Genomic DNA, 19464 nt, shown 5'->3' with positions numbered 1-19464 from the left:
TATCACAAATTCATGCTCAAGCATCTGTGATAATCTGTATAATCTGTGGGAAAATCTTAAAGTCCAACCACAAAACCAACACTAGGAATCAATCCACCAGAAAAAACGCTGCTGTTTTCTTTATACAAAACATTATACATCAATCCGATCTGCATAAAAGAATTATTCCCGATTTGTTGCATATATCCGCCTCCTAAATAAAGAGCCGTTTCCTGCTGATCGTCTTTATAGTCATAAAATTTATTTTCATAATTGATGAAAAAATGCTGCAGATTCCCGCTTACAAAGAAAGATCTGGCAAAATAATAATTCACAAACGGACCAAAACCGAACATTGTCGATTTATAATAATCTGAAGTCTGCCAGGAAACGCTTCCAATCAAACCTGCTTCCAAATCGTTTGTCAGCCGGTAACCAACTCTGGGTGCAACCTGCAAATTAAAATAAGAATTGCTACCGAAACCAACGCCTAAACCACCACCGAAAGTCCATTTATTGGTTTCAGCGGTTGGTGTACCTATTGCAACTTGAGAAAATGACAATCCGGAAATCAGGATGAATGAAGAAATAAATAGTTTTTTCATATTAAATATTTTACTTGGTGAAAGTTAAGCAACGATCTTGTGATACTATCGTTTTTATCAATGCATAAAATTATCATTTTTTTTGTGAATAGGATTATCGTAATTTTGCCGCTCAACTAAGAACTCCCGTTAAGAGTTTCGTAAAATTGAATTAAATGAAAGTAGTAGTAGGCCTCTCCGGAGGTGTAGATTCGAGTGTTACAGCGTATTTGCTGCAGCAACAAGGTCACGAAGTTGTGGCTTTATTTATGAGAAACTGGAACGATGCTTCGGTAACTTTAGAAGACGAATGTCCGTGGATTGAGGACAGCAATGATGCTTTGATGGTTGCCCAGAAACTGGGAATTCCGTTTCAGGTGATTGATATGAGCGAACTTTATAAAGAACGTATCGTCGATTATATGTTTGATGAATATCAGAAAGGAAGAACTCCGAATCCTGATGTTTTGTGCAACAGAGAAGTGAAATTTGATGTTTTTATGAAGACCGCAATGTCTTTAGGTGCTGATAAAGTGGCAACTGGACATTACGCAAGAGTAGATTCTACTTTTGATGAAAACGGAAAAGAAATTTTTCATTTGTTGGCAGGAAAAGACAATAATAAAGATCAGTCTTATTTTCTTTGTCAGCTGAATCAGGATCAATTGTCAAAAGCTTTATTTCCAATCGGTGAATTGACGAAGCCTGAAGTAAGAGAAATTGCCAAAGAAATTGGTTTGGTAACGGCTGATAAAAAAGACTCTCAAGGACTTTGCTTTATCGGAAAGGTAAGCCTTCCTCAATTTTTACAACAGCAATTGATTCCTAAAGAAGGTGAAATCGTAGAGATTTTCAAAGATTCTCCGCTTTTTTCACAGGAAGCTCCAAGCTTTTCATCTAAAGAGGAAGAATTAGAATTTTTAAGTCAAAAAATTAATTATAAAAAAGCTGACGGAAAAGTAATCGGAAAGCACCAAGGCGCTCAATTTTTCACGATCGGACAAAGTAAAGGACTAGGAATAGGCGGACATAAAGAAAGTTGCTTCATTGTGTCGAGAGACATGGAAAACAATATTATTTTTGTCGGTGAAGGTCACAGCTTCCCTGGATTGCATAAAAAAGCGCTGAAAATAGATAATGCTGAACTGCATTGGGTACGTGAAGATTTAAGATTAAAAAATGGAGAATCAATGGAAGTAATGGCGAGATTCCGTTACAGACAAGAACTTCAGAAAGCTACCATTTATCAGTTTGAAAACAGTTTTTTTGTAGAATTTGAGAATCCTCAATCTGCAATCGCTGAAGGACAATTTGCAGCCTGGTATATTGATGATGAATTGATCGGAAGCGGAGTAATTTCGTAATTTAATATTGAAAAGATTATTTTTAAAGCAAAGACTTAATTTTTTAAGCTTATTATTTTGAGGAGCAAAAAATGGCGACAAGTCGCTGATGAAGCTTGAATAAAGCCAATACCTCTGTTTCTTAAAAAGGAAAAAAGTTTTCTGTAACATATTTCTGATTGTGATACTTACTCAGTAAATAACAATTAAAAATATTTATCATGAAAACGACTTTAAAAATCAGTACGCTTACGTAAACCAAATTTTAATTGCGATAGTTTCTGCGACTTTAGGTTACAATCTTTATCAGGAAATCGTACATCCAGAAAATTCAAGATTAACGCTAAGCATTATCTTGGTGGTTTTAACTTATATTATGGTTGAAAAATATGGTTATAAACCGGAAAAAGAAATTCAGAAATAATTATAAACAGAGGTTTGAAGAGATTCAGGCCTCTCTCATTTTAAAAGATCTAAGCCACCAACCAGTCTTTAAAATCTTTTACCCTTTCACGGCTCACTGTAATTTCTTCCTTTGGCTGAAAATTCAGCTCCACTTTATAATTGGGCGAAGTATGAATATTTTTTATAAAATCTGAGTTGATAATAAACTGCCTGTTGACACGAAAAAATTGCTTATCATCAAGCACATCAGTTAATTCATCTAAAGTAAATTCTGAAGGATATACCCGATCCTGAGTCTGCAGATAAACAATTTTATTTTCACTGAAAAAACAGCTGATTTCAGACGTCTGTACAATTTTTAAATTATAACCGATCTTCACCAGAATTCTTGAAAGTGTAGATTTTTCTTTTTTAATTAACTGCTTTATTTCTTGTGAATTAACCGACTCACCGGAAGGAATAAATGATTTGAATTTTTCGATTGCTCCGGCAAGATCTTCTTCCATGATTGGTTTTAAAAGATAATCGATGCTGTTGAGTTTAAAAGCCTTCAAGGTGTACTGATCAAAAGCTGTGGTATAAATAATAAAAGCTTTTGTAGAAATTTTCTCAAAAATATCAAACGAAAGACCGTCTCCCAAAACGATGTCTGAAAAAATAAGTTGCGGATGTTCATTTTCAGAAAACCAAGTCACTGCTTCTTCTACAGATTCAAGATTGGCAACTAATTGCAAATCAGGAAAAAGACTCAACATTCTTTCTAGTTTTCTTGCTGCAGGTTTTTCGTCTTCGATGATGACTGTTTTAATCATTAATTGGCTTTTAAGTTTAATTTTAAATAAAAATAATTAAATCTCTTTTAGTTTTAAAAATTAATCGGCTTTTTGCTTTTATTAAGTTCTTCATCTAAAATTTGATTTTCCCACTCGGCATCAAATATAAAAAGATTTACAGCTTTTACTCCTAAAATTATTGCCCATACTGTGAGAATAAACCATCCTTGAAAACTGTGGATTGTTCCATTATCTTTAATAAAATTTCTAATAAGAATAAATCCGGCAACGATCGTAAACCACATGCAGTTTTTATAGAATGATTTTAGGCCTTTTACTCTTTGTTGTGCGCTGTTATAATTCATTTTATTACGTTTTAAAGTTTATTAATTAAAGTGATTTTGAATTTCTTTTCTCCTCCTCCATCAATTCTCTTATTTTTTTCTCTTCCCAGTTTTTACCGATTCCAAAAGTACTTACGGCATGTAAAGTAAGGCCTAATCCCCATCCTAACATTGGCCAATAAAACCATAAATGACCAGGTGATGTCAAAAGATTTAGAATCAACAAAAACGGAATAACCAAACAGTAAGAAGTAAGATTTCCATAAAACCCTTTCAGATCTTTTACTCTTTTTGCTGCTTTTTTGTACGCTAAGTTTTCTCTGTTTAATGATAAATTTTCCATGATCTTTTATTTCTTTAAATTACTATTTGTTTGTTTTCTTGAGTCAAATTTAGGTCGATTAGCTTCCTCAAATCAACTTTATATTACTGAACTGTGGAAAATATTGACTGAACAGCAAAAATCCCGACTCAACGGAAATCGGGATTTTATTTTATGTTTTTAAAAACTATCTTTTTAATTAATATACAAATGGAATCAGCTTTTTTGTTGTCCGTTTATATTCCAAATATTCATTTCCAAATTGTTGTATCAAAGCCTGTTCTTCTACTTTAATTCGATATAAAAATGCTGAAAATGTAGGCACAAAAGTAATAAACAGAGAAAACCAATTATTTAGAAATAATCCCAAACCCAGAAAAGTGAGAAGTGCAAACGAGTAAGAAGGATGCCTTACAAACCTGTAAAAACCTTCTTTTTTGATCTGATGATCTTCTTTAATGGAAACATCTACCGTGAAAAATTTCCCAAGAGATTTAATGATCATCCAACGGAAAAGCACTCCCGTCACAATTAAAATTTCACCTAAATATAAAATCCAATATTGGTTCCTGATATGAAAAGAAGTCAGTTTAGAAACCATTACTGCCAAAAAAACTGACGGAATAATAACAACCCACAAAATATTGAGTGTAGACTTATCTTTCTTTTGGTCATTTATTTCTGATTTAAATTTTTGCTTGTAGTAAATTTCGCTCAAAAACCATCCAGCAATAGAACTGTAAAAAAGCAGATATAATGCATTCATTTCACTTATTTTTATCCATAAATTCCTGAATCTTCTTTTCTTCCCATCTTTTCACAAAATTTATTTTAGGAAAATAAACCACAAACGCATGCGCAATAAGCCCTATTCCCCAAAATGTTGCCGTAAAGAAATTTTTAAATTGAAAATAGCTTTCTCCCGGTTTCAAATTGGTATAATTATACCAAACAATCAAGAGATTCACAGTAATATAGGCAAATAAATGCCCATAAAAACCTCTTAATCTTTCTACTTCTTTTTTCGCCCGCTGATATCGGATATCATTTTCGTCAAATTTTTCCATTGTCTCTGTTTTTGTTCATAATTTCTCTGATTTTCTTTTCCTGCCACGATTCTCCTACTCCAAAAACCTGAAATGCGTGAGTCGCTACACCAATTCCCCAACCCAGTAAAGGAAACCAAAACCAGTGATTGCGGCTGTTTGTAGTAAGATTGATAAAAATTAAAAAAGGAATAACAATACAATAAGAAATCAGATTAGAATAAAATCCTTTGATTTCCTCTACTCTCTTTTTGGCTTTTTTATACGCCTTGTCTCCATCTTCTATTTTTTCAAATACAATCTTCGGTTTACCTAATAAAATCGGAAGCTTTACTTTAAAATAATCTTCAGATTTTTCAATAAAAACATTCTCTTTTGTAAGCAAAGCGTACCGCTGAACAATATTTGCCAAACCTATTCCTGCGCTTTCTTTGATCAATTCTCTCGCCTGAAGATTGTTTTCTATACACAACGTATTGTTTTCAGAAAACACTTTGATCAATAACGGTTTTGAAGACGTTGCAAAATTATGTTTGATACAATTCTCCAAAAGCAATTGCAATGAAAGCGGAACAACAAATTTTCGTAAATCTTCTTTTTCAACAATAAATTCAAAATCTACGCTGTCTTCAAACCTTGTTTTTAGTAATTCGCAATAAGTTTTGGCAAATTCTATTTCTTCTTCCACCGTCACCAATTCTTTATCTTTCTGCTCCAAAACATATCTGTAAATCTTTGACATTGAAGCAGTAAACTTCTGTGCCTGATTTGGGTTTTCGTCTATTAATGAGCTTAAAACATTTAAAGAATTAAAAAGAAAATGCGGATCCAGCTGGTTTTTTAAGCTTTCAAACTGTGCATTGGCAGATTTTGCGATAAGTTTCTGTTCTACAACTTCTTTTTTAGTGTTCTTTTTAAGCTCTTCCATAAAGCCTTTCGCATGCAGAAAAGCAGAGATCAGCAATGCAACATTGATCATAAACCAATTGGTAAAATTGTATTTCCCTGAGAAAAACATTTCCGCTGTAGCCTCTTTTTGGATGATCACAAAATTGATGTAGTTGCAGAAATACACCAGAATAAAATTGGCAATAAGAATGGAAACGATGCTTAAAACAGCTCTTTTGGTCGTCGCTTCAGACCACGGCATTTTCTTGTTGAGAAAATCGTTAATCAAGCCATTTCCGATTCCTATCACAAAAGAATACATCGCCGAAATAAGCAAAGTAAGCGAGAAATTCTCAAGATTTTTTTCTTCTGTCGAAAGGAAAAAGAAAATCAGGGTGGTTGCCAAAGACACCCAAAATAAAATGATAAAATCTTTACGTTTCATTGTTCAAATTATACTTCAAAAGTAGCTTTTATTAAATTCTGCGAAATTTTTCCTTACTGAATGGTTATTTTTATGTTCCGAACTGTAGTAAAACTTTTTACATGTTCATATTTAATCTGATAAACATTATGTTTGTCATTCTGAAAAGAATCTAAACAAACGTTGTAGAGATGCTTACAGCATGACAAACACACTTAAAAAAATAGATAATAAGAACTATTCGCAACCTCCAAAACTTTTTTATAATCTTAAAACCTTTTCAGCGTTTGAAATACTGAAAGTGTTTAATTCTAAATTTTTTAAGGAGTTATTTTTTAAACAAAACTATTTTGCTTTTTCCAATCCAATAAAATACGCTGCTTCCTCTTTCCCCCAATTCGGTTCTAAACTTGTTTTTGGTTTAAACGAATTAAATTTTTCCAAAGCAGCTTTAAACAGTTCCATTCCTTTTATTTTGCTTCCTCCATATTGTTCTGGTGTAAAGTAAATATCTTCCGCTTTTATAAGCGTCACTCTTGGATTATTTGGATTAAATTTTTCAGCTTTATTAAGTTCATCCTGAGCTTTCATTCCAAAAGTCATGTATCTTTCCTGAGGATTCACCATCATTTTTAATGAATAAACCATTTTTTGAAGCAAATGAATTTCAGAATTTTCTTTTTCAACACTTTCTGCAGCGTCAATAAATTTCTGAGCCTGATCTGCGACAGCATCCAATTCCTGCATTTTTCCTTCTCTCATCAACACTCTTCCTTTTTGGATGTAAGCAAAAGCAGCATAATAATTCGGTAACCATTTTGTGGTTTCTTTCTCAGCAATTCTCTGAAAATCGTTGGCTAAAGCCTGGAAATCTTCCGGTGTTTTACAGGTTTCGATTTTAGCAATCTTTTCGGTCATTACTTTTTCATAATTAGCCTGAGCAAAAGATAATAAACTCATACAAGCTAAAGCAAAACTTAAAATGTATTTTTTCATAATTTCTAAATTGTTTAATGTTATTTTTTATTTAAAGATATTTTTTTTACCGCAAAAGAGACAAAAGATTTTATTATTGTTTTAGTTTTTTAAAAGCTAACAAAACAACATTAAAGGTTTACTTTTTGTAACCTTTTATAATCCTTTTTTCAATCACTTCTTTTGTATCTTTTGCGGTTTAAAAGAATTAAAGGTTATTATTAATTGCATCCTGAGTTTTATCGACTCCAAAACTGATAAACATCCCCACAAAAACAAACGTATTGACTGGTGGAACAACTGCAGAGCTTCGGCTTCCGTTTTGTGAAAAATTGTATCCGTAAACGTTTTTATTTCCTAAAATATTTGAGATGCTTAAAACGAAAATAGTAAATGCTTTTGAGTCTTTTTTACCAATATTCGGAAGATAATTAAAGCTTAAATTCAAAGCGTTGTAATCTTTCAGCCTTCCTTCGTTTCGGATAATGTTTTTATCATTTTGTGTCACGATGTCGTAATAAGGTCGCCCTTTTGCGTATGTATAAGAAAGATTCACTCCGGTTTTCCATTCCGGGATAAATCTTTTGGCAACTACGGAAATGGTATGTTCAGCCGCAAAACTGGGTTTTAAACTTACAGGATAATTCAGGAAATCTCTTTTAGAATTCAGGAACGAATAACTGATCCAGTAATCGATATTTTCAAATGTTTTTTTGTCTCTCCAAAACACTTCAAGCCCTTTTGCAAAACCGTTTCCGTTATTATTAAAAGCTGTTTGTACTTGCTGATTCTGGTTGCTGTTCGGGACAATATTCTGAGTTTTAATCAATTCATCATATTTTTTATAAAAAGCTTCAAATCTCAAGCTTCGTCCTTCTGTCGACCTCTGAACCTGAAAAATATAATGTTGTGATTTTTGAAAATCTAAATCTGCAGAAGAGTTAATGTATTTACTTTCAGGATTTTGGAAGAACAATCCGTAAGCGAAAGAGGTTGTCCAGTCTTTTGCCAAACGATAAGCCAAAGCAAAACGTGGTGCCAAATTATTTTTATTCAGATAAGAAGAATTTTCGGCTCTGACTCCAATTTTCGCAGATAAATTGTTGCTGAAACCCAAATCTGTTTCCAAAAAACCGGAAGAAATCAAATCACGATAGTTTTTATTGACTTCGCCGAAATTCAGTTTTTCATTGGCATAATTCAATTCAAATCCGCCTCGCAAAGCGCTTATTTTATTAATTTTCCTGTCGATAACTGCTTTAAAATTGATATAATTTCCGTCATTTAATAATTCTGTTTTTTCCGATTCAATTTGATTGGTTTCTGTCGAAAAATTTAAATCTGACTGATTGTAAGAATACGAAGCACTTGTATTGAAAAGATACTTCCCGAATTTTTGCTTGAAAGACAAATTATGGTAGGTATTTTCACCTTTTAATCTTACTAATGCAAAATCATATCCCGGTTCTAAACTTTCGGTTTTTACGCCCATTCTATTCGTGTCAAACATTCCGTAGTATTTTAAAAATCCTCCTGATTTTGTTTTGATTCTAAAATTCGCATCACCGTTTAAACCTTGAGGTGCATCAATAAAATTTGTATTAAAATTGAAAATTTTCTGCATTAAATTTAAATTTGAATATCCCAAAGTTGCGCCGTAAGAATAGTTTTTATTGTCACCTAATTTCTGGAAACCTCCATTTAAAAATATCGGTGAAACCCCGAAATCATAAGAACTTTGGTCGGGAAGATCTACACTTTCCAACATCAATGCTCCGGAAAGAGCCTGGCCGTACAACGCAGAATATCCACCGCTGGAAAATATATTTCCTTTAAAAAGAGACGTATTGAAACGGTCTCTTCCTGCAATTCCGGGAACAGAGCTTGAAAAATAATTATTGATTAAGCTTCCATCCATAAAAATTTTGGTTTCTGTTCCTGTTCCTCCACGAACGAATAATCCTTCGGTTTCGCCCACTTTCTGTACTCCGGGAAGATAAGTCAGAGCAGAAGAAATTTGTCCGTCGGCTCCGGCCGTTGTGTAAATATCAATCGGTGTCAGTAAAGCGGTTGCTCTTTTTCTGTCGCTTGCCTCGATAGAACCTGCAGAAATCACGACTGCATCTATTTCATTGATTTGTTCCTTTAATTCAGTGTTTACGGAAACGTCTTTATCCTCAATTACAATAGGTTTTTGAACTTCATTATATTTTGGATGCGTGAAGGTTAATATTTGGTTTCCTTTTTCGGAAGTTTCGAAAGAAAAATTCCCGTCGGAATCTGTGGTTGCACCGTCGTAAGTATCTTTTAAAGTAACATTAATCTCGCCTATTCCCTTATTTTTAAAAGTCACCTTTCCGGTGATTTTTGTCTGAGAAAAACTCAGAGCAAAAGAGAAAAAAGAGATGAGAAATAATAGTTTTGTTTTCATAGCTGTTTTAATTCGAATCAAAAATAGGCTGAATTTTTATGCCTTTAAACTTTTTGTTGCTGAGCTGTAGAATTTTGAAACTGAATCGTTTTTTCTGACTTTTATTCTCAAACGATTGCGAAAATGAAGTGATAAAATGTAAAAAATTCGAGTAAGGTTCTTCATAACTGACTTCAAGATCAATCGTATATGTATTTTATAATTTCCAAATTATATTCTGTTCTGAAATTCTTTATTTATCTTTATGATCATAACATTTAAATATTAATTTATGAAACTACAAACTTTAACATTATTAGCAAGTTGCGCTTTATTTGCAGCATCATGCAGTTCTAGCAAAACGTACAACGTTATGGCAAAAAGCGGAACTGAAACCGGAGGAACGGCAAAATTTACTCAAAACGGAAATGAAGTGGTTATGGATTTGGAAGTAACGAATCTTACACCGGGAATTCATGCAGTGCATATTCATGAAAAAGGTGATTGCTCTGCTCCGGATGCAACTTCTGCAGGCGGACATTGGAATCCGGGGAAAAATGACCACGGAAAATGGGGATCTGATCATTTCCATATGGGAGATATCGGAAATCTGGAAGCCGGTGCAGACGGAAAAGCAAAACTGACTTTTAAAACCGATAAATGGTGTCTTGATTGTGTAGACGAATCTAAAAATATCATTGGAAAAGGAATCATCATTCATGCTGATAAAGACGACTTTATGACGCAGCCAACCGGCAATGCGGGCGGAAGAGTGGGATGTATAGAAATTAAATAATCTCTTCCATTCTTAACCAAAAAAAGCGGCGCTAATCTTCGATTAGCGCCGCTTTTTTATAGTATTTATCTTACACTTTAGCTTTCATGTCTGCAACGATATTCATTGCTTCCTCAAGATAAGAGTCTTTTCTGAGATTTTTGATCCACATTTCAGATTTCTTTTTGAAAACCTCATCCTTCTTTTCTCTTTCGATTTCTGCAGGATACATTTCAAATTTTAATCCGTTATCAAATTTTGTCAGTTTCTTAAACTTTTCAATTTGAGATTTTCTGTGCTTCATTAAGTCATTAAACTTGTTAATATTCAATGTAATGGTTTCTTCTTTATCTAATTGCTCTCTCCATTGCGCAGATTCAAGCAACAATTGATAGTTTGCATTTTTTGCCATTCTGTCGTTGCTCGCTTTTTCTAAAGCTTTCACATCAAAATAACTCAGCTTCTGGAAATTTGCACTAGGAATCTTGTCCCAAGCCAAAGCAAAATCATCATATCTTTCCCCAATTTCTGCGTACGTGAAGAAGTCTTTCATCTGAATATCAGAAACAATCCCTTTTCTCTGGTTTGATTCTCCGGTAATTCTGTAGAATTTCTGAATCGTCAGTTTTAAAGATCCAAAATCATCTTCAGTGTTTAAAAATCTGTTTAGATCTACGAAAGTTTGCACCGTTCCTTTACCATAAGATTGAGGCGAACCAACGATAACCGCTCTTCCGTAATCCTGCATTACACCTGCCAGAATCTCTGAAGCAGAAGCCGAAATTTCGTTTTGCATAATCACTAAAGGACCAGTCCACACAGGTGATTCCTGCTTGTTTTTTAACGTCTGAATTTTTCCGTTTCCGTCTTTTACCTGAACATAAGGACCTGCATTCATAAATAATCCCATGATATCACCAACTTCCGTTAAAGAACCACCACCGTTATTTCTAAGGTCTAAAACAATTCCTTCAATATTCTGAGCTTTCAGCTTGATAATCTCGTTTTTGATGTCATCAGAAGCGTTTCTTCCTTTTTCATCCTCAAAATCTGCATTAAAACTTGGAAGATTGATAAATCCGTATTTTTTCCCGTTTGGAGAGTTTACAATAATACTTTTCGCAAAAGTGTCTTCAATAGCCACTTCTTCACGAATCATCGTCACTTCTACAATGGTTTTATCTTTTTTCTGAACCGTCAATGTAACCGGAGTTCCTTTTTCACCTCTTATCAATCTTACCGCCTCATCAGAAAGCATTCCTACGACATTTACGTGGTCTTCTTTAGGATTAGATTTTACTTTTAAGATTTTATCGCCATCAGACAATTTTTTGGATTTCCAGGCCGGCGCACCGATCGTTAAAGCACCTAAATAAAGATTTCCTTTTTTCTCCTGAATAATAGCACCAATTCCGATAACTTTCCCTTTAAACTGGGTATCAAAATCTTCTTTATCTTTTGGAGAATAATAATTGGTGTGTGGATCAAAAACTTCTGTATACGCATTCATATAAACAGAAAACCAATCCATTTTTTTTCTCTTTTTAAATCTTGTAAATGTTTCTTTCACAAGATCTTTCACCTCATCTGTTGCTTTTGTAAGCTTTTGTTGAGGACTAAGAATCTCAAGCTTGATGGTATCTTTCAGCTTAAATTTCTGTACAGAATCTTTCTTTTCTTTCTGAGCTTCTTCTTTGCTGTTCATCGATTCAATTTCCTGAAGGATATTGTATTTGATGAATTTTTTCCACTCATTATACTGCTCATTCTTATCGGCAGGAACGTTTTTAAGTTTTGCTTCCAGCGTCAGCGTCTCATCTTCTTCCAGATTGATCGGCTTGCTGAAAATTTCCTGGGTAAGCTTATCTATTTCATCTACTCTTTGATATAATCTGTCAATGGTAAGTTTGTAAAACTGCAGATCTCCCTGGTTGATATAATCGTCAAGCTTTGTTTCGTGCTTGGCAAATTCGTTCATATCAGACTGCAGGAAATATCTTTTACCCGGATCAATCATTTCAAAATAATGTTTGTAAACATCTTTTGAGTAAGCATCATTAATAGGTTTTGGGCTGTAGTGTAAGTAAGAAAGTGTATTTTTAACACTCACCATTATCGTCTGCATCTTCTCATCGTCATCTTTTGGCGAGTTGAAACAAAACATAAGACTTGTTAATGGAATAAAGAGTAGAAATTTATTTAGTTTAAAATTTTTCCACATAAATCTGTAATATATTTTTATTAATTCTATGAAATCATGTAATAAGTAGCATTTATTAAATGACTGTTACAAACTATCAAATTTAATACCTTATTTACAATTATCAATTAGTTTTAAGTAATTTTGTTAAAATTAAATTTTTATGGAAAAACCACTTATTCTGGTAACTAATGACGATGGTATTACAGCTCCGGGTATCAGAAATCTTGTAGAATTTATGAATGAAATCGGCGATGTAGTGGTGGTTGCTCCCAACTCCCCACAAAGCGGAAAAGGCCATGCAATCACGATAAACTCTACACTGAGCTATGAAGAAGTACAGCTTGAAGGTCCACAAACCGATTTTTCGTGCAGCGGAACTCCTGTGGATTGTGTAAAGATGGCTTTAGATAAAATACTTCCTAGGAGACCAGATCTTGTCGTTTCAGGCATCAACCACGGCGCCAATTCTTCGATCAACGTAATTTATTCGGGGACGATGTCAGCAGCTGTAGAAGGCGGTGTAGAAGGTCTTCCTTCGATAGGTTTTTCACTTTTAGATTTTAGTTGGGAAGCAGATTTTACACAGGCTAAAGAATATATTCAGAATATTGTAAAGAAAACTTTAGAAAACCCAATGCCTAAAGGTGTTGTACTTAACGTTAATATTCCTAAGCTTTTAAAAGAAGAAATAAAAGGTGTGAAAATCTGCAAGCAGGCTCATGCAAAATGGGAAGAAAGTTTTGACGAAAGAATCAATCCGCACGGTAAAAAATATTACTGGCTAACTGGTTATTTCAACAATATGGATGAATCTGAAGATGCAGACGAAACAGCCTTGGCCAACGGATATATCTCAATTGTTCCCGTGAAGTTTGATATGACCGCTTATGAATATATGAATACGCTTCGTGAGGTGATGGATTTTGATTAAATATCTCTCTCACTTATTATTTTGCCACGAATGCACGAATTAATTACACAGATTTAGTTATAGAATTCGTGCATTCGTGGCAATCTACTTTATAACCTATTTTATTCTCAATCATCTGTGGAAAGTCGAAAATCTGTGTAAAAATTCATTTAAAACAAAACCTTATCATCTTTTCTCAGCTCTTCCAAATATTTACTTTTATCATCTCTGTAAAAGAGGTTCATCGTCTCAAAAGGGATCATTTTTAAATCTTTATTGACAATGTGAACACAAGATTTCTTTACGGCACGGACATCAAAATCATGGGCATCCATAAAATTCATGATAATAATTCTGAACAGATTATCATAATCTAAATTTGGAGCCGAAACTTCTGGAAGACAACATAGTAATTGGTTTACTTTAGGCTGTACTTTATCAACAGAAATTCCTGTACTGAAAATATCTAAAAGCTGCATTTGCAAACCTTCATCCTGTTCGTAAACGATGGTATTTTTAGTTTCATTATTCAATAAATCAGCAGGATTAATGTATCGTGTCAGGGGAATCGTTTCGCCCTCTAATTTTAAAATATAACCCATTGCCAATGCATCCGGATTACACGGAACAGGAATAATATCATCTCCATTCAAAAGAGGAAACTGATTTAAAATTTCCTGTCGTACTTCCGTCAACGTAATTTTTTCGTGTGCAGAATCTTCTCTATTTCTTCCGGCAACTTCTACAGGCTGAAAAGTAATTCCACGAACGCATTTTTGTTTTAAAGCAAAGTAAATTAATTTTCCGATCTCATCAATATTTTTTCCTTTTTGAAGAACAATCACGAGCGTTGTAGAAAGATTTAGCGCATTTAGTTTTTCTAAAGCCTTCATTCGTACATCCGATAAATCTTTTCCTCTGAAATCCTGTAAAACTTCAGCTTTAAAAGAATCAAACTGGAGATAAATTTCAAATTCCGGAGCATAAGTTGCGAGCTTTTCTGCAAAACCAGGATCATTTGCAATTCTGATTCCGTTGGTATTAAGCATTAAATGTTTAATCGGTTTCGACTTCGCAATATCCATAATTTTAAAAAACTCAGGATGAATCGTCGGTTCGCCACCGCTTATTTGTACAACATCAGGTTGTCCCTCGTTTTTAACAATGATATCAAACATCGCCTCAATCTCTTCTAAGCTTCTGTGACTTCCGTAATGTGGCGAAGACATCGCATAGCATGTCGGGCATGTCAGATTACATCGATCGGTAACTTCCACAATCGAAAGACAGCTATGTTGCTCATGATCAACACATAAACCACAATCGTAGGGACAGCCATATTCAACATCGGTTCCGAAATGAACGGGCATTTCAGAAGCTTTATTATAATTTCTAATGTTTTTATAATACTGAACATCCGACGCAATCATCGTTTTAAAAAAACCATGATCCGGACATCTTTTGGTCATAAAAACAGATTCATCCTCAATGATGATTTTTGCGCCTACCCTTTTCAGGCATTCCGGGCAAAGACTGATTGTATAATCGTAATACGTATAATTTCTTATCGGCATAATTTCAATTTTTACATTCCTCCACAAACGACACCACTGATCAATCCACAAATCAACATTGAAATAAGCACTGTTGTCCAAAACTGGCTTTTAGAAAATTTCCTTCCGTCTTTACTTTCGTAAATAAGTTTTACAAAAACAGTAACGACTAATGATACAACGAAAGCGACAGCAATAATCATCAGAATGATCATGGCGACCAAACCTTCTAATCCACCAACTTCCAAGAGGGTCAGCATTTTCATAATTTAATTATTTTAGGTTGAATTAAATTTCTTCCGTTTTTTAATACATAAATATAATAAATAATCATTGAAAGACATACGAGTTGGATAGTTCCCAAATTTCCGACGATCTCAATTTTAGGTTTAATAAAATCTAAGAAGAATCTGAATGAAAAATAACTCAGCATAAAAAGCTTAAACAGAAATCCCGAAACGTATTTGTTTTTCCGGCCAATCATTTTTAATTCGAACCACATGAAGAGCAAAAATGCAATTTCGTAAAGAGCGACAGGATGTCTGAGATATTCATCTCCGAGATGCATTCCGAAGATTGAAGTCGTCGGCAAGCCATATGTTTCTTCATGAATTCCTGTGAGAAAACAGCCTATTCGCCCGATAATCATTGCTAATATTAAAGGATAAACAATCAAATCTCCGGTGCTTTCTTTATGACCAACTATTTTCTTTGCCAATTCTACTCCGATGAGCCCAAAAGCCAGTCCTCCAACGATGGTATTATTGGTCCAGAATCGTTTAAAATTAAAATCATCGAAAAAAACATACGGATTCTCCAGATTCCCAATGAGTTTTGAGCCGATTAATGCTCCCGCTGTTGCGCCGATAAGCACTGCAGCCGAAGTATTGAAAGGCAACTTTTCGGGTGATTTTCGCTTCAAGTAAAAATAAAACCGCATCCCAATGAAAATCCCAACCGTTTCAAACACAGGATGTGCAAGAATCGTTTTACCAAATAATTGAAATGTAACCGGGAAATCCATAAAATCAAAAATAGGACATTTCAATTATCTTTTCCTACAAATTTTCACAGATAATTGTATTAAAAAAAATGTTTTACATGTCTTTACTTTTGTTTTTTTAATCATTCTTATTATTTTTACGATACTTTTCACACCTTTTTCAATTAATTGATAACTCAAACTAATATCAGTTAAGATTTGTACAACTGTTTCAAAATTAAAATTTGCCATAGATTTAAATATTTTAATAGCAAAAATAAAATTGGGAATGTTAGGATTAATTGTGTGCGTTTTAATTATTGAAATTCATGTGTTATTAATGCTGTAAGTTTATAGTTAATTAATCTATAAAATCATTTCTTTTAAGCTTTTCTATTAATCTTTTTCCTAATTTTATTTAAAATAATTTCCAAATTATGCGAATAGAAAATGATATAAAGCTTGGTTTTAAAGACGTGATGTTCAGACCAAAACGTTCTACTTTAAAATCTCGCTCAGAAGTAGATTTAAACCGCGAGTTTACCTTTCTTCATACTCAAAAAAAGTGGAAAGGTACGCCCATCATCGCAGCTAATATGGATACGGTGGGAACATTTGAAATGGCCGTTGAGCTGTCCAAAGAAAAGATAATTACTGCGATTCATAAACATTATACCGTTGAAGAATGGAGCAATTTCTTACATAATCAGTCCGAAAGTATTTATCAATACATTGCTTTAAGCACAGGAACCGGAAAAGCAGACGAGGAAAAAATAAAAACTATTCTCGAAAACCATCCAAAAATAGAGTTTCTCTGTATTGATGTAGCCAACGGATATTCTGAGCATTTTGTGCAATTTGTGAAGAAAGCAAGAGCCAATTTTCCCGATAAAATAATTATTGCAGGCAATGTGGTAACCGGAGAAATGGTGGAAGAACTTCTTTTGGTTGGCGCAGACATTATAAAAGTAGGTATCGGTCCCGGTTCGGTATGTACAACAAGGGTAAAAACCGGGGTAGGATATCCGCAGTTATCGGCAATAATTGAATGTTCTGATGCCGCCCATGGCCTGAAGGGTCATATTATCGCAGACGGAGGTTGCAAAGTTCCGGGTGATGTAGCGAAAGCTTTTGGTGGCGGAGCAGATTTTGTGATGCTTGGCGGAATGTTTGCCGGTCATGATGAAAGTGGTGGCGAAATGGTTGAAGAAAACGGTAAAAAATTCAAACTATTTTACGGAATGAGTTCAAAGACAGCAATGGATAAACACTCCGGTGGTGTTGCAGAATACAGAGCCTCGGAAGGTAAAACAGTGAAAGTTCCCTATAAAGGTGGAGTGATAGAAACGGTGAAAGATATTTTGGGTGGTGTACGCTCTACCTGCACGTATGTAGGCGCTTCAACTTTGAAAGAACTGTCTAAAAGAACGACTTTTATTAGGGTTCAGGAGCAGGAAAACCAGGTTTATAATGATTAATTATATGCTCTCCTTTTGTAAATTAGGATTGTATTAATAATTTTTAAAATCCTATAAAACCTTTATTCAAAAGGTTTTATCGAAATAGAGGGCAAAATGAGGGCAAGATATTTTGTCTATTTTTTTACTTTTCCGTCTATTTGTACCGTTCAAAAACTGAAATCCGAATGATGGAGAAAACTAATCTCTGGAGATTTTTAAACAACTGGGTTTAGAAATTCCGGAGATTTTTTATTTTTTCTAAAAGTATATTTTTTAAATCTTTTTTTAGATAAATCTCTCAACATCGACACCATGAACTGTTATTTCTTATTTCTTCACTATAAATATGGCACATTTATACAGATGTAGATTTATTTAAAATAAGTCACCAACGCAATAAGCATTTCAAGAGTCCGGTTTCATTGGCACAAAAATTGTGTAAAAATACAGGATCAAAAAAACACGGTAACACCCATGAATAATAGGTTTTTGGGCAATGATTTTGATTTTTATGATTTATAATACCAAATTATCTCAATGGGTTATCTCCATTCGTACAAATATTTATTTGCCTTAATTTTTTTGAGTAATTTTTTTCATGCTCAAAATCAGTCTGACATTGATTTTTTAGTCAAGCAAATCAGTATTATTCAACGATCAGGAAAATCTGATCAGATGCTGGAGGCTTCTCAAAAGCTTCTTAAGCTTTCGACTCCTTCAAAAAACGAGAAAGGATTATCTTATGGCAATTTTTATCTTGCTTCCTATTACTACGATCAGGCAAAGTTTAAAGAGAGCATTGATTATGCAAAAAAAGCGCAAAAATATTCTTCTTATCTAGAAACTGATAAAACACATTCTGCAAATATTTCCTCTTTACTGGCAGGAAATTACTTACTTCTTGAGCTTTATACCTTATCATTTAAAAACTATAGAGAAGCTCTGGAAATCTTAAAAACAAAGACCAACAAAACAACAACAGATCTTCTTACAGAAAGTACTGTTTATTCTCATTTGAGCTACATTTATGAGAATATTGATAAACCGGATTCTATGCATTACTTTCTGAAAAAAGAAGATGCCATTATCAAAAAAATCAATGTACAGGACGCTTATATTCAAAAAGGCTGCTCGTGCCTTGGCTTTGGAAATTATTATCTGAATCAAGAGAAAGCAGACTCTGCCCAGTATTATTATAAGAAATCATTAAGCCATTTTAATAATAAAATACATCCCTGCAAAATTGAAGCATTAATCGGCTTGGGAAATCTATTTACTGCTCAAAAAGATTATTCTAAAGCTCAACGTTTTTATGATCTGGCTTTAGAGAATTTTGATCAACACAATTTTCCAGATATTCTGAGTGAACTGTACAAAAAAATTGCAGAATTAAAAATTTCTCAGGGAATTGTAACAGACGCCAAATATTATCAGGATCTCTATCTTAAAACCAATAAAATATTGGATGACAGAATGAAAAAAGAAAGAGATTTTGTACTAAATGAAGCAATGAAAGAAGAAAAAATAAAGCATACGCTCGAAGCAGAAAAAATGCAGAGAACAACCTTAATCATTATTGCTGTACTCATTTTTATCACCGCATTTATTATTTATCTTCTAAAAAAATCGAAATCTAAGAATCTTAAATCTATTGAAATTGCTCAAAAACTGCTTAAAGAAAAAGAAATCACCGAGCAGGAAACGCATAAACTGAAACAACAGATAAACGAGGCTTTCGAAGAAATTATAAAGCTGGCAAAGGATAATAATCCGTCATTTTATACTAGATTTCAAGAGGTTTACCCAAAATTTCAGTCCAAAATGCTTAAACTCAATGAAAGTCTGAAGCCCAGCGAACTCACTTTTGCAGCTTATATATATCTGGGGTTTACAACAAAAGAAATTGCAGATTATACTTTTAAGGCTATTAAAACAATAGAAAACAACCGTTATCATTTTAGGAAGAAGATCAATCTGTCTCCTGAAAAAGATCTTCAAATATGGCTTCGAAACTACATCGATTCCGAATAATAAAAAATCCCTTCCATAAAGTATATGAAAGGGATTATATTTTAGAATAAAGCTTTA

Annotated in this window: 18 protein-coding genes; 5 read left to right on the top strand and 13 right to left on the bottom strand. The window is 33.6% G+C overall.

Annotation, left to right across the window (positions count from 1 at the left end; all coding sequences use genetic code 11):
* Nucleotides 1-56 precede the first annotated feature (56 nt).
* A complete protein-coding gene (locus EG358_RS01625) occupies nucleotides 57-584 on the bottom strand; it encodes a hypothetical protein (protein ID WP_076561352.1) in 528 nt (175 codons plus the stop codon).
* A 155-nt stretch (nucleotides 585-739) separates the two neighbouring features.
* Here EG358_RS01625 and mnmA point away from each other — a divergent pair, with 155 nt between their 5' ends.
* Nucleotides 740-1927, top strand: coding sequence for a tRNA 2-thiouridine(34) synthase MnmA (mnmA, locus tag EG358_RS01620; protein WP_076561353.1), 1188 nt, complete (start codon nucleotides 740-742; stop codon nucleotides 1925-1927).
* A 452-nt stretch (nucleotides 1928-2379) separates the two neighbouring features.
* On the opposite strand, the gene EG358_RS01610 is transcribed toward mnmA, so the two are convergent.
* The 8 genes from EG358_RS01610 to EG358_RS01575 all read right to left on the bottom strand — a co-directional run bounded on the left by EG358_RS01610 (nucleotide 2380) and on the right by EG358_RS01575 (nucleotide 9514).
* Nucleotides 2380-3123 (bottom strand): LytR/AlgR family response regulator transcription factor, encoded by a 744-nt coding sequence (locus tag EG358_RS01610; protein ID WP_083677058.1) that lies wholly within the window; start codon nucleotides 3121-3123, stop codon nucleotides 2380-2382.
* Nucleotides 3124-3176: 53 nt separating this feature from the next.
* A complete protein-coding gene (locus tag EG358_RS01605; protein WP_076561354.1) occupies nucleotides 3177-3449 on the bottom strand; it encodes a 2TM domain-containing protein in 273 nt (90 codons plus the stop codon).
* A gap of 25 nt (nucleotides 3450-3474) precedes the next feature.
* The gene (locus EG358_RS01600; protein WP_076561355.1) at nucleotides 3475-3771 is read right to left on the bottom strand and encodes a 2TM domain-containing protein; all 297 of its coding nucleotides are present in this window, start codon (nucleotides 3769-3771) and stop codon (nucleotides 3475-3477) included.
* Between the two features lie 178 nt (nucleotides 3772-3949).
* Complete coding sequence (locus tag EG358_RS01595; RefSeq protein WP_076561356.1) at nucleotides 3950-4516, bottom strand: methyltransferase family protein; 567 nt, start codon at nucleotides 4514-4516, stop codon at nucleotides 3950-3952.
* A 1-nt stretch (nucleotide 4517) separates the two neighbouring features.
* On the bottom strand, nucleotides 4518-4817 hold the full coding sequence (locus tag EG358_RS01590) for a 2TM domain-containing protein (RefSeq protein WP_076561357.1): 300 nt from the start codon (nucleotides 4815-4817) through the stop codon (nucleotides 4518-4520).
* On the bottom strand, nucleotides 4804-6129 hold the full coding sequence (locus EG358_RS01585) for a 2TM domain-containing protein (RefSeq protein WP_076561358.1): 1326 nt from the start codon (nucleotides 6127-6129) through the stop codon (nucleotides 4804-4806). The genes EG358_RS01590 and EG358_RS01585 overlap by 14 nt, the downstream gene beginning before the upstream one ends.
* A gap of 324 nt (nucleotides 6130-6453) precedes the next feature.
* Complete coding sequence (locus EG358_RS01580; RefSeq protein ID WP_076561359.1) at nucleotides 6454-7104, bottom strand: hypothetical protein; 651 nt, start codon at nucleotides 7102-7104, stop codon at nucleotides 6454-6456.
* Nucleotides 7105-7291: 187 nt separating this feature from the next.
* On the bottom strand, nucleotides 7292-9514 hold the full coding sequence (locus EG358_RS01575; protein ID WP_076561360.1) for a TonB-dependent receptor: 2223 nt from the start codon (nucleotides 9512-9514) through the stop codon (nucleotides 7292-7294).
* A 271-nt stretch (nucleotides 9515-9785) separates the two neighbouring features.
* Here EG358_RS01575 and EG358_RS01570 point away from each other — a divergent pair, with 271 nt between their 5' ends.
* A complete protein-coding gene (locus EG358_RS01570; protein ID WP_076561361.1) occupies nucleotides 9786-10289 on the top strand; it encodes a superoxide dismutase family protein in 504 nt (167 codons plus the stop codon).
* 70 nt (nucleotides 10290-10359) lie between these two features.
* Here EG358_RS01570 and EG358_RS01565 read toward each other — a convergent pair whose 3' ends face one another.
* Nucleotides 10360-12489: a carboxy terminal-processing peptidase gene (locus tag EG358_RS01565; protein ID WP_076561362.1), complete on the bottom strand. Its 2130-nt coding sequence runs from the start codon at nucleotides 12487-12489 to the stop codon at nucleotides 10360-10362.
* 142 nt (nucleotides 12490-12631) lie between these two features.
* On the opposite strand from EG358_RS01565, the gene surE reads away from it, so the two are divergent.
* Entirely contained in the window at nucleotides 12632-13402 is a 771-nt protein-coding gene (surE, locus tag EG358_RS01560) for a 5'/3'-nucleotidase SurE (RefSeq protein WP_076561363.1), read from the top strand.
* A 149-nt stretch (nucleotides 13403-13551) separates the two neighbouring features.
* On the opposite strand, the gene EG358_RS01555 is transcribed toward surE, so the two are convergent.
* Genes EG358_RS01555 through EG358_RS01545 form a run of 3 tightly spaced genes read right to left on the bottom strand, consistent with a single transcriptional unit; the run spans nucleotide 13552 to nucleotide 15958 of the window.
* Nucleotides 13552-14955 (bottom strand): radical SAM protein, encoded by a 1404-nt coding sequence (locus tag EG358_RS01555; RefSeq protein WP_076561364.1) that lies wholly within the window; start codon nucleotides 14953-14955, stop codon nucleotides 13552-13554.
* Between the two features lie 11 nt (nucleotides 14956-14966).
* On the bottom strand, nucleotides 14967-15200 hold the full coding sequence (locus tag EG358_RS01550) for a hypothetical protein (RefSeq protein WP_076561365.1): 234 nt from the start codon (nucleotides 15198-15200) through the stop codon (nucleotides 14967-14969).
* Nucleotides 15197-15958 (bottom strand): prolipoprotein diacylglyceryl transferase, encoded by a 762-nt coding sequence (locus EG358_RS01545; protein WP_076561517.1) that lies wholly within the window; start codon nucleotides 15956-15958, stop codon nucleotides 15197-15199. The genes EG358_RS01550 and EG358_RS01545 overlap by 4 nt, the downstream gene beginning before the upstream one ends.
* 395 nt (nucleotides 15959-16353) lie before the next feature.
* On the opposite strand from EG358_RS01545, the gene EG358_RS01540 reads away from it, so the two are divergent.
* Complete coding sequence (locus tag EG358_RS01540; protein ID WP_076561367.1) at nucleotides 16354-17394, top strand: GMP reductase; 1041 nt, start codon at nucleotides 16354-16356, stop codon at nucleotides 17392-17394.
* A gap of 519 nt (nucleotides 17395-17913) precedes the next feature.
* Nucleotides 17914-19407, top strand: a complete 1494-nt coding sequence (locus EG358_RS01535; protein WP_076561368.1) for a tetratricopeptide repeat protein — start codon at nucleotides 17914-17916, stop codon at nucleotides 19405-19407.
* Nucleotides 19408-19464 lie beyond the last annotated feature (57 nt).

Source organism: Chryseobacterium indoltheticum (genome assembly GCF_003815915.1).
GTDB lineage: Bacteria > Bacteroidota > Bacteroidia > Flavobacteriales > Weeksellaceae > Chryseobacterium > Chryseobacterium indoltheticum.
This window is presented reverse-complemented; position numbering and strand designations above follow the sequence as displayed.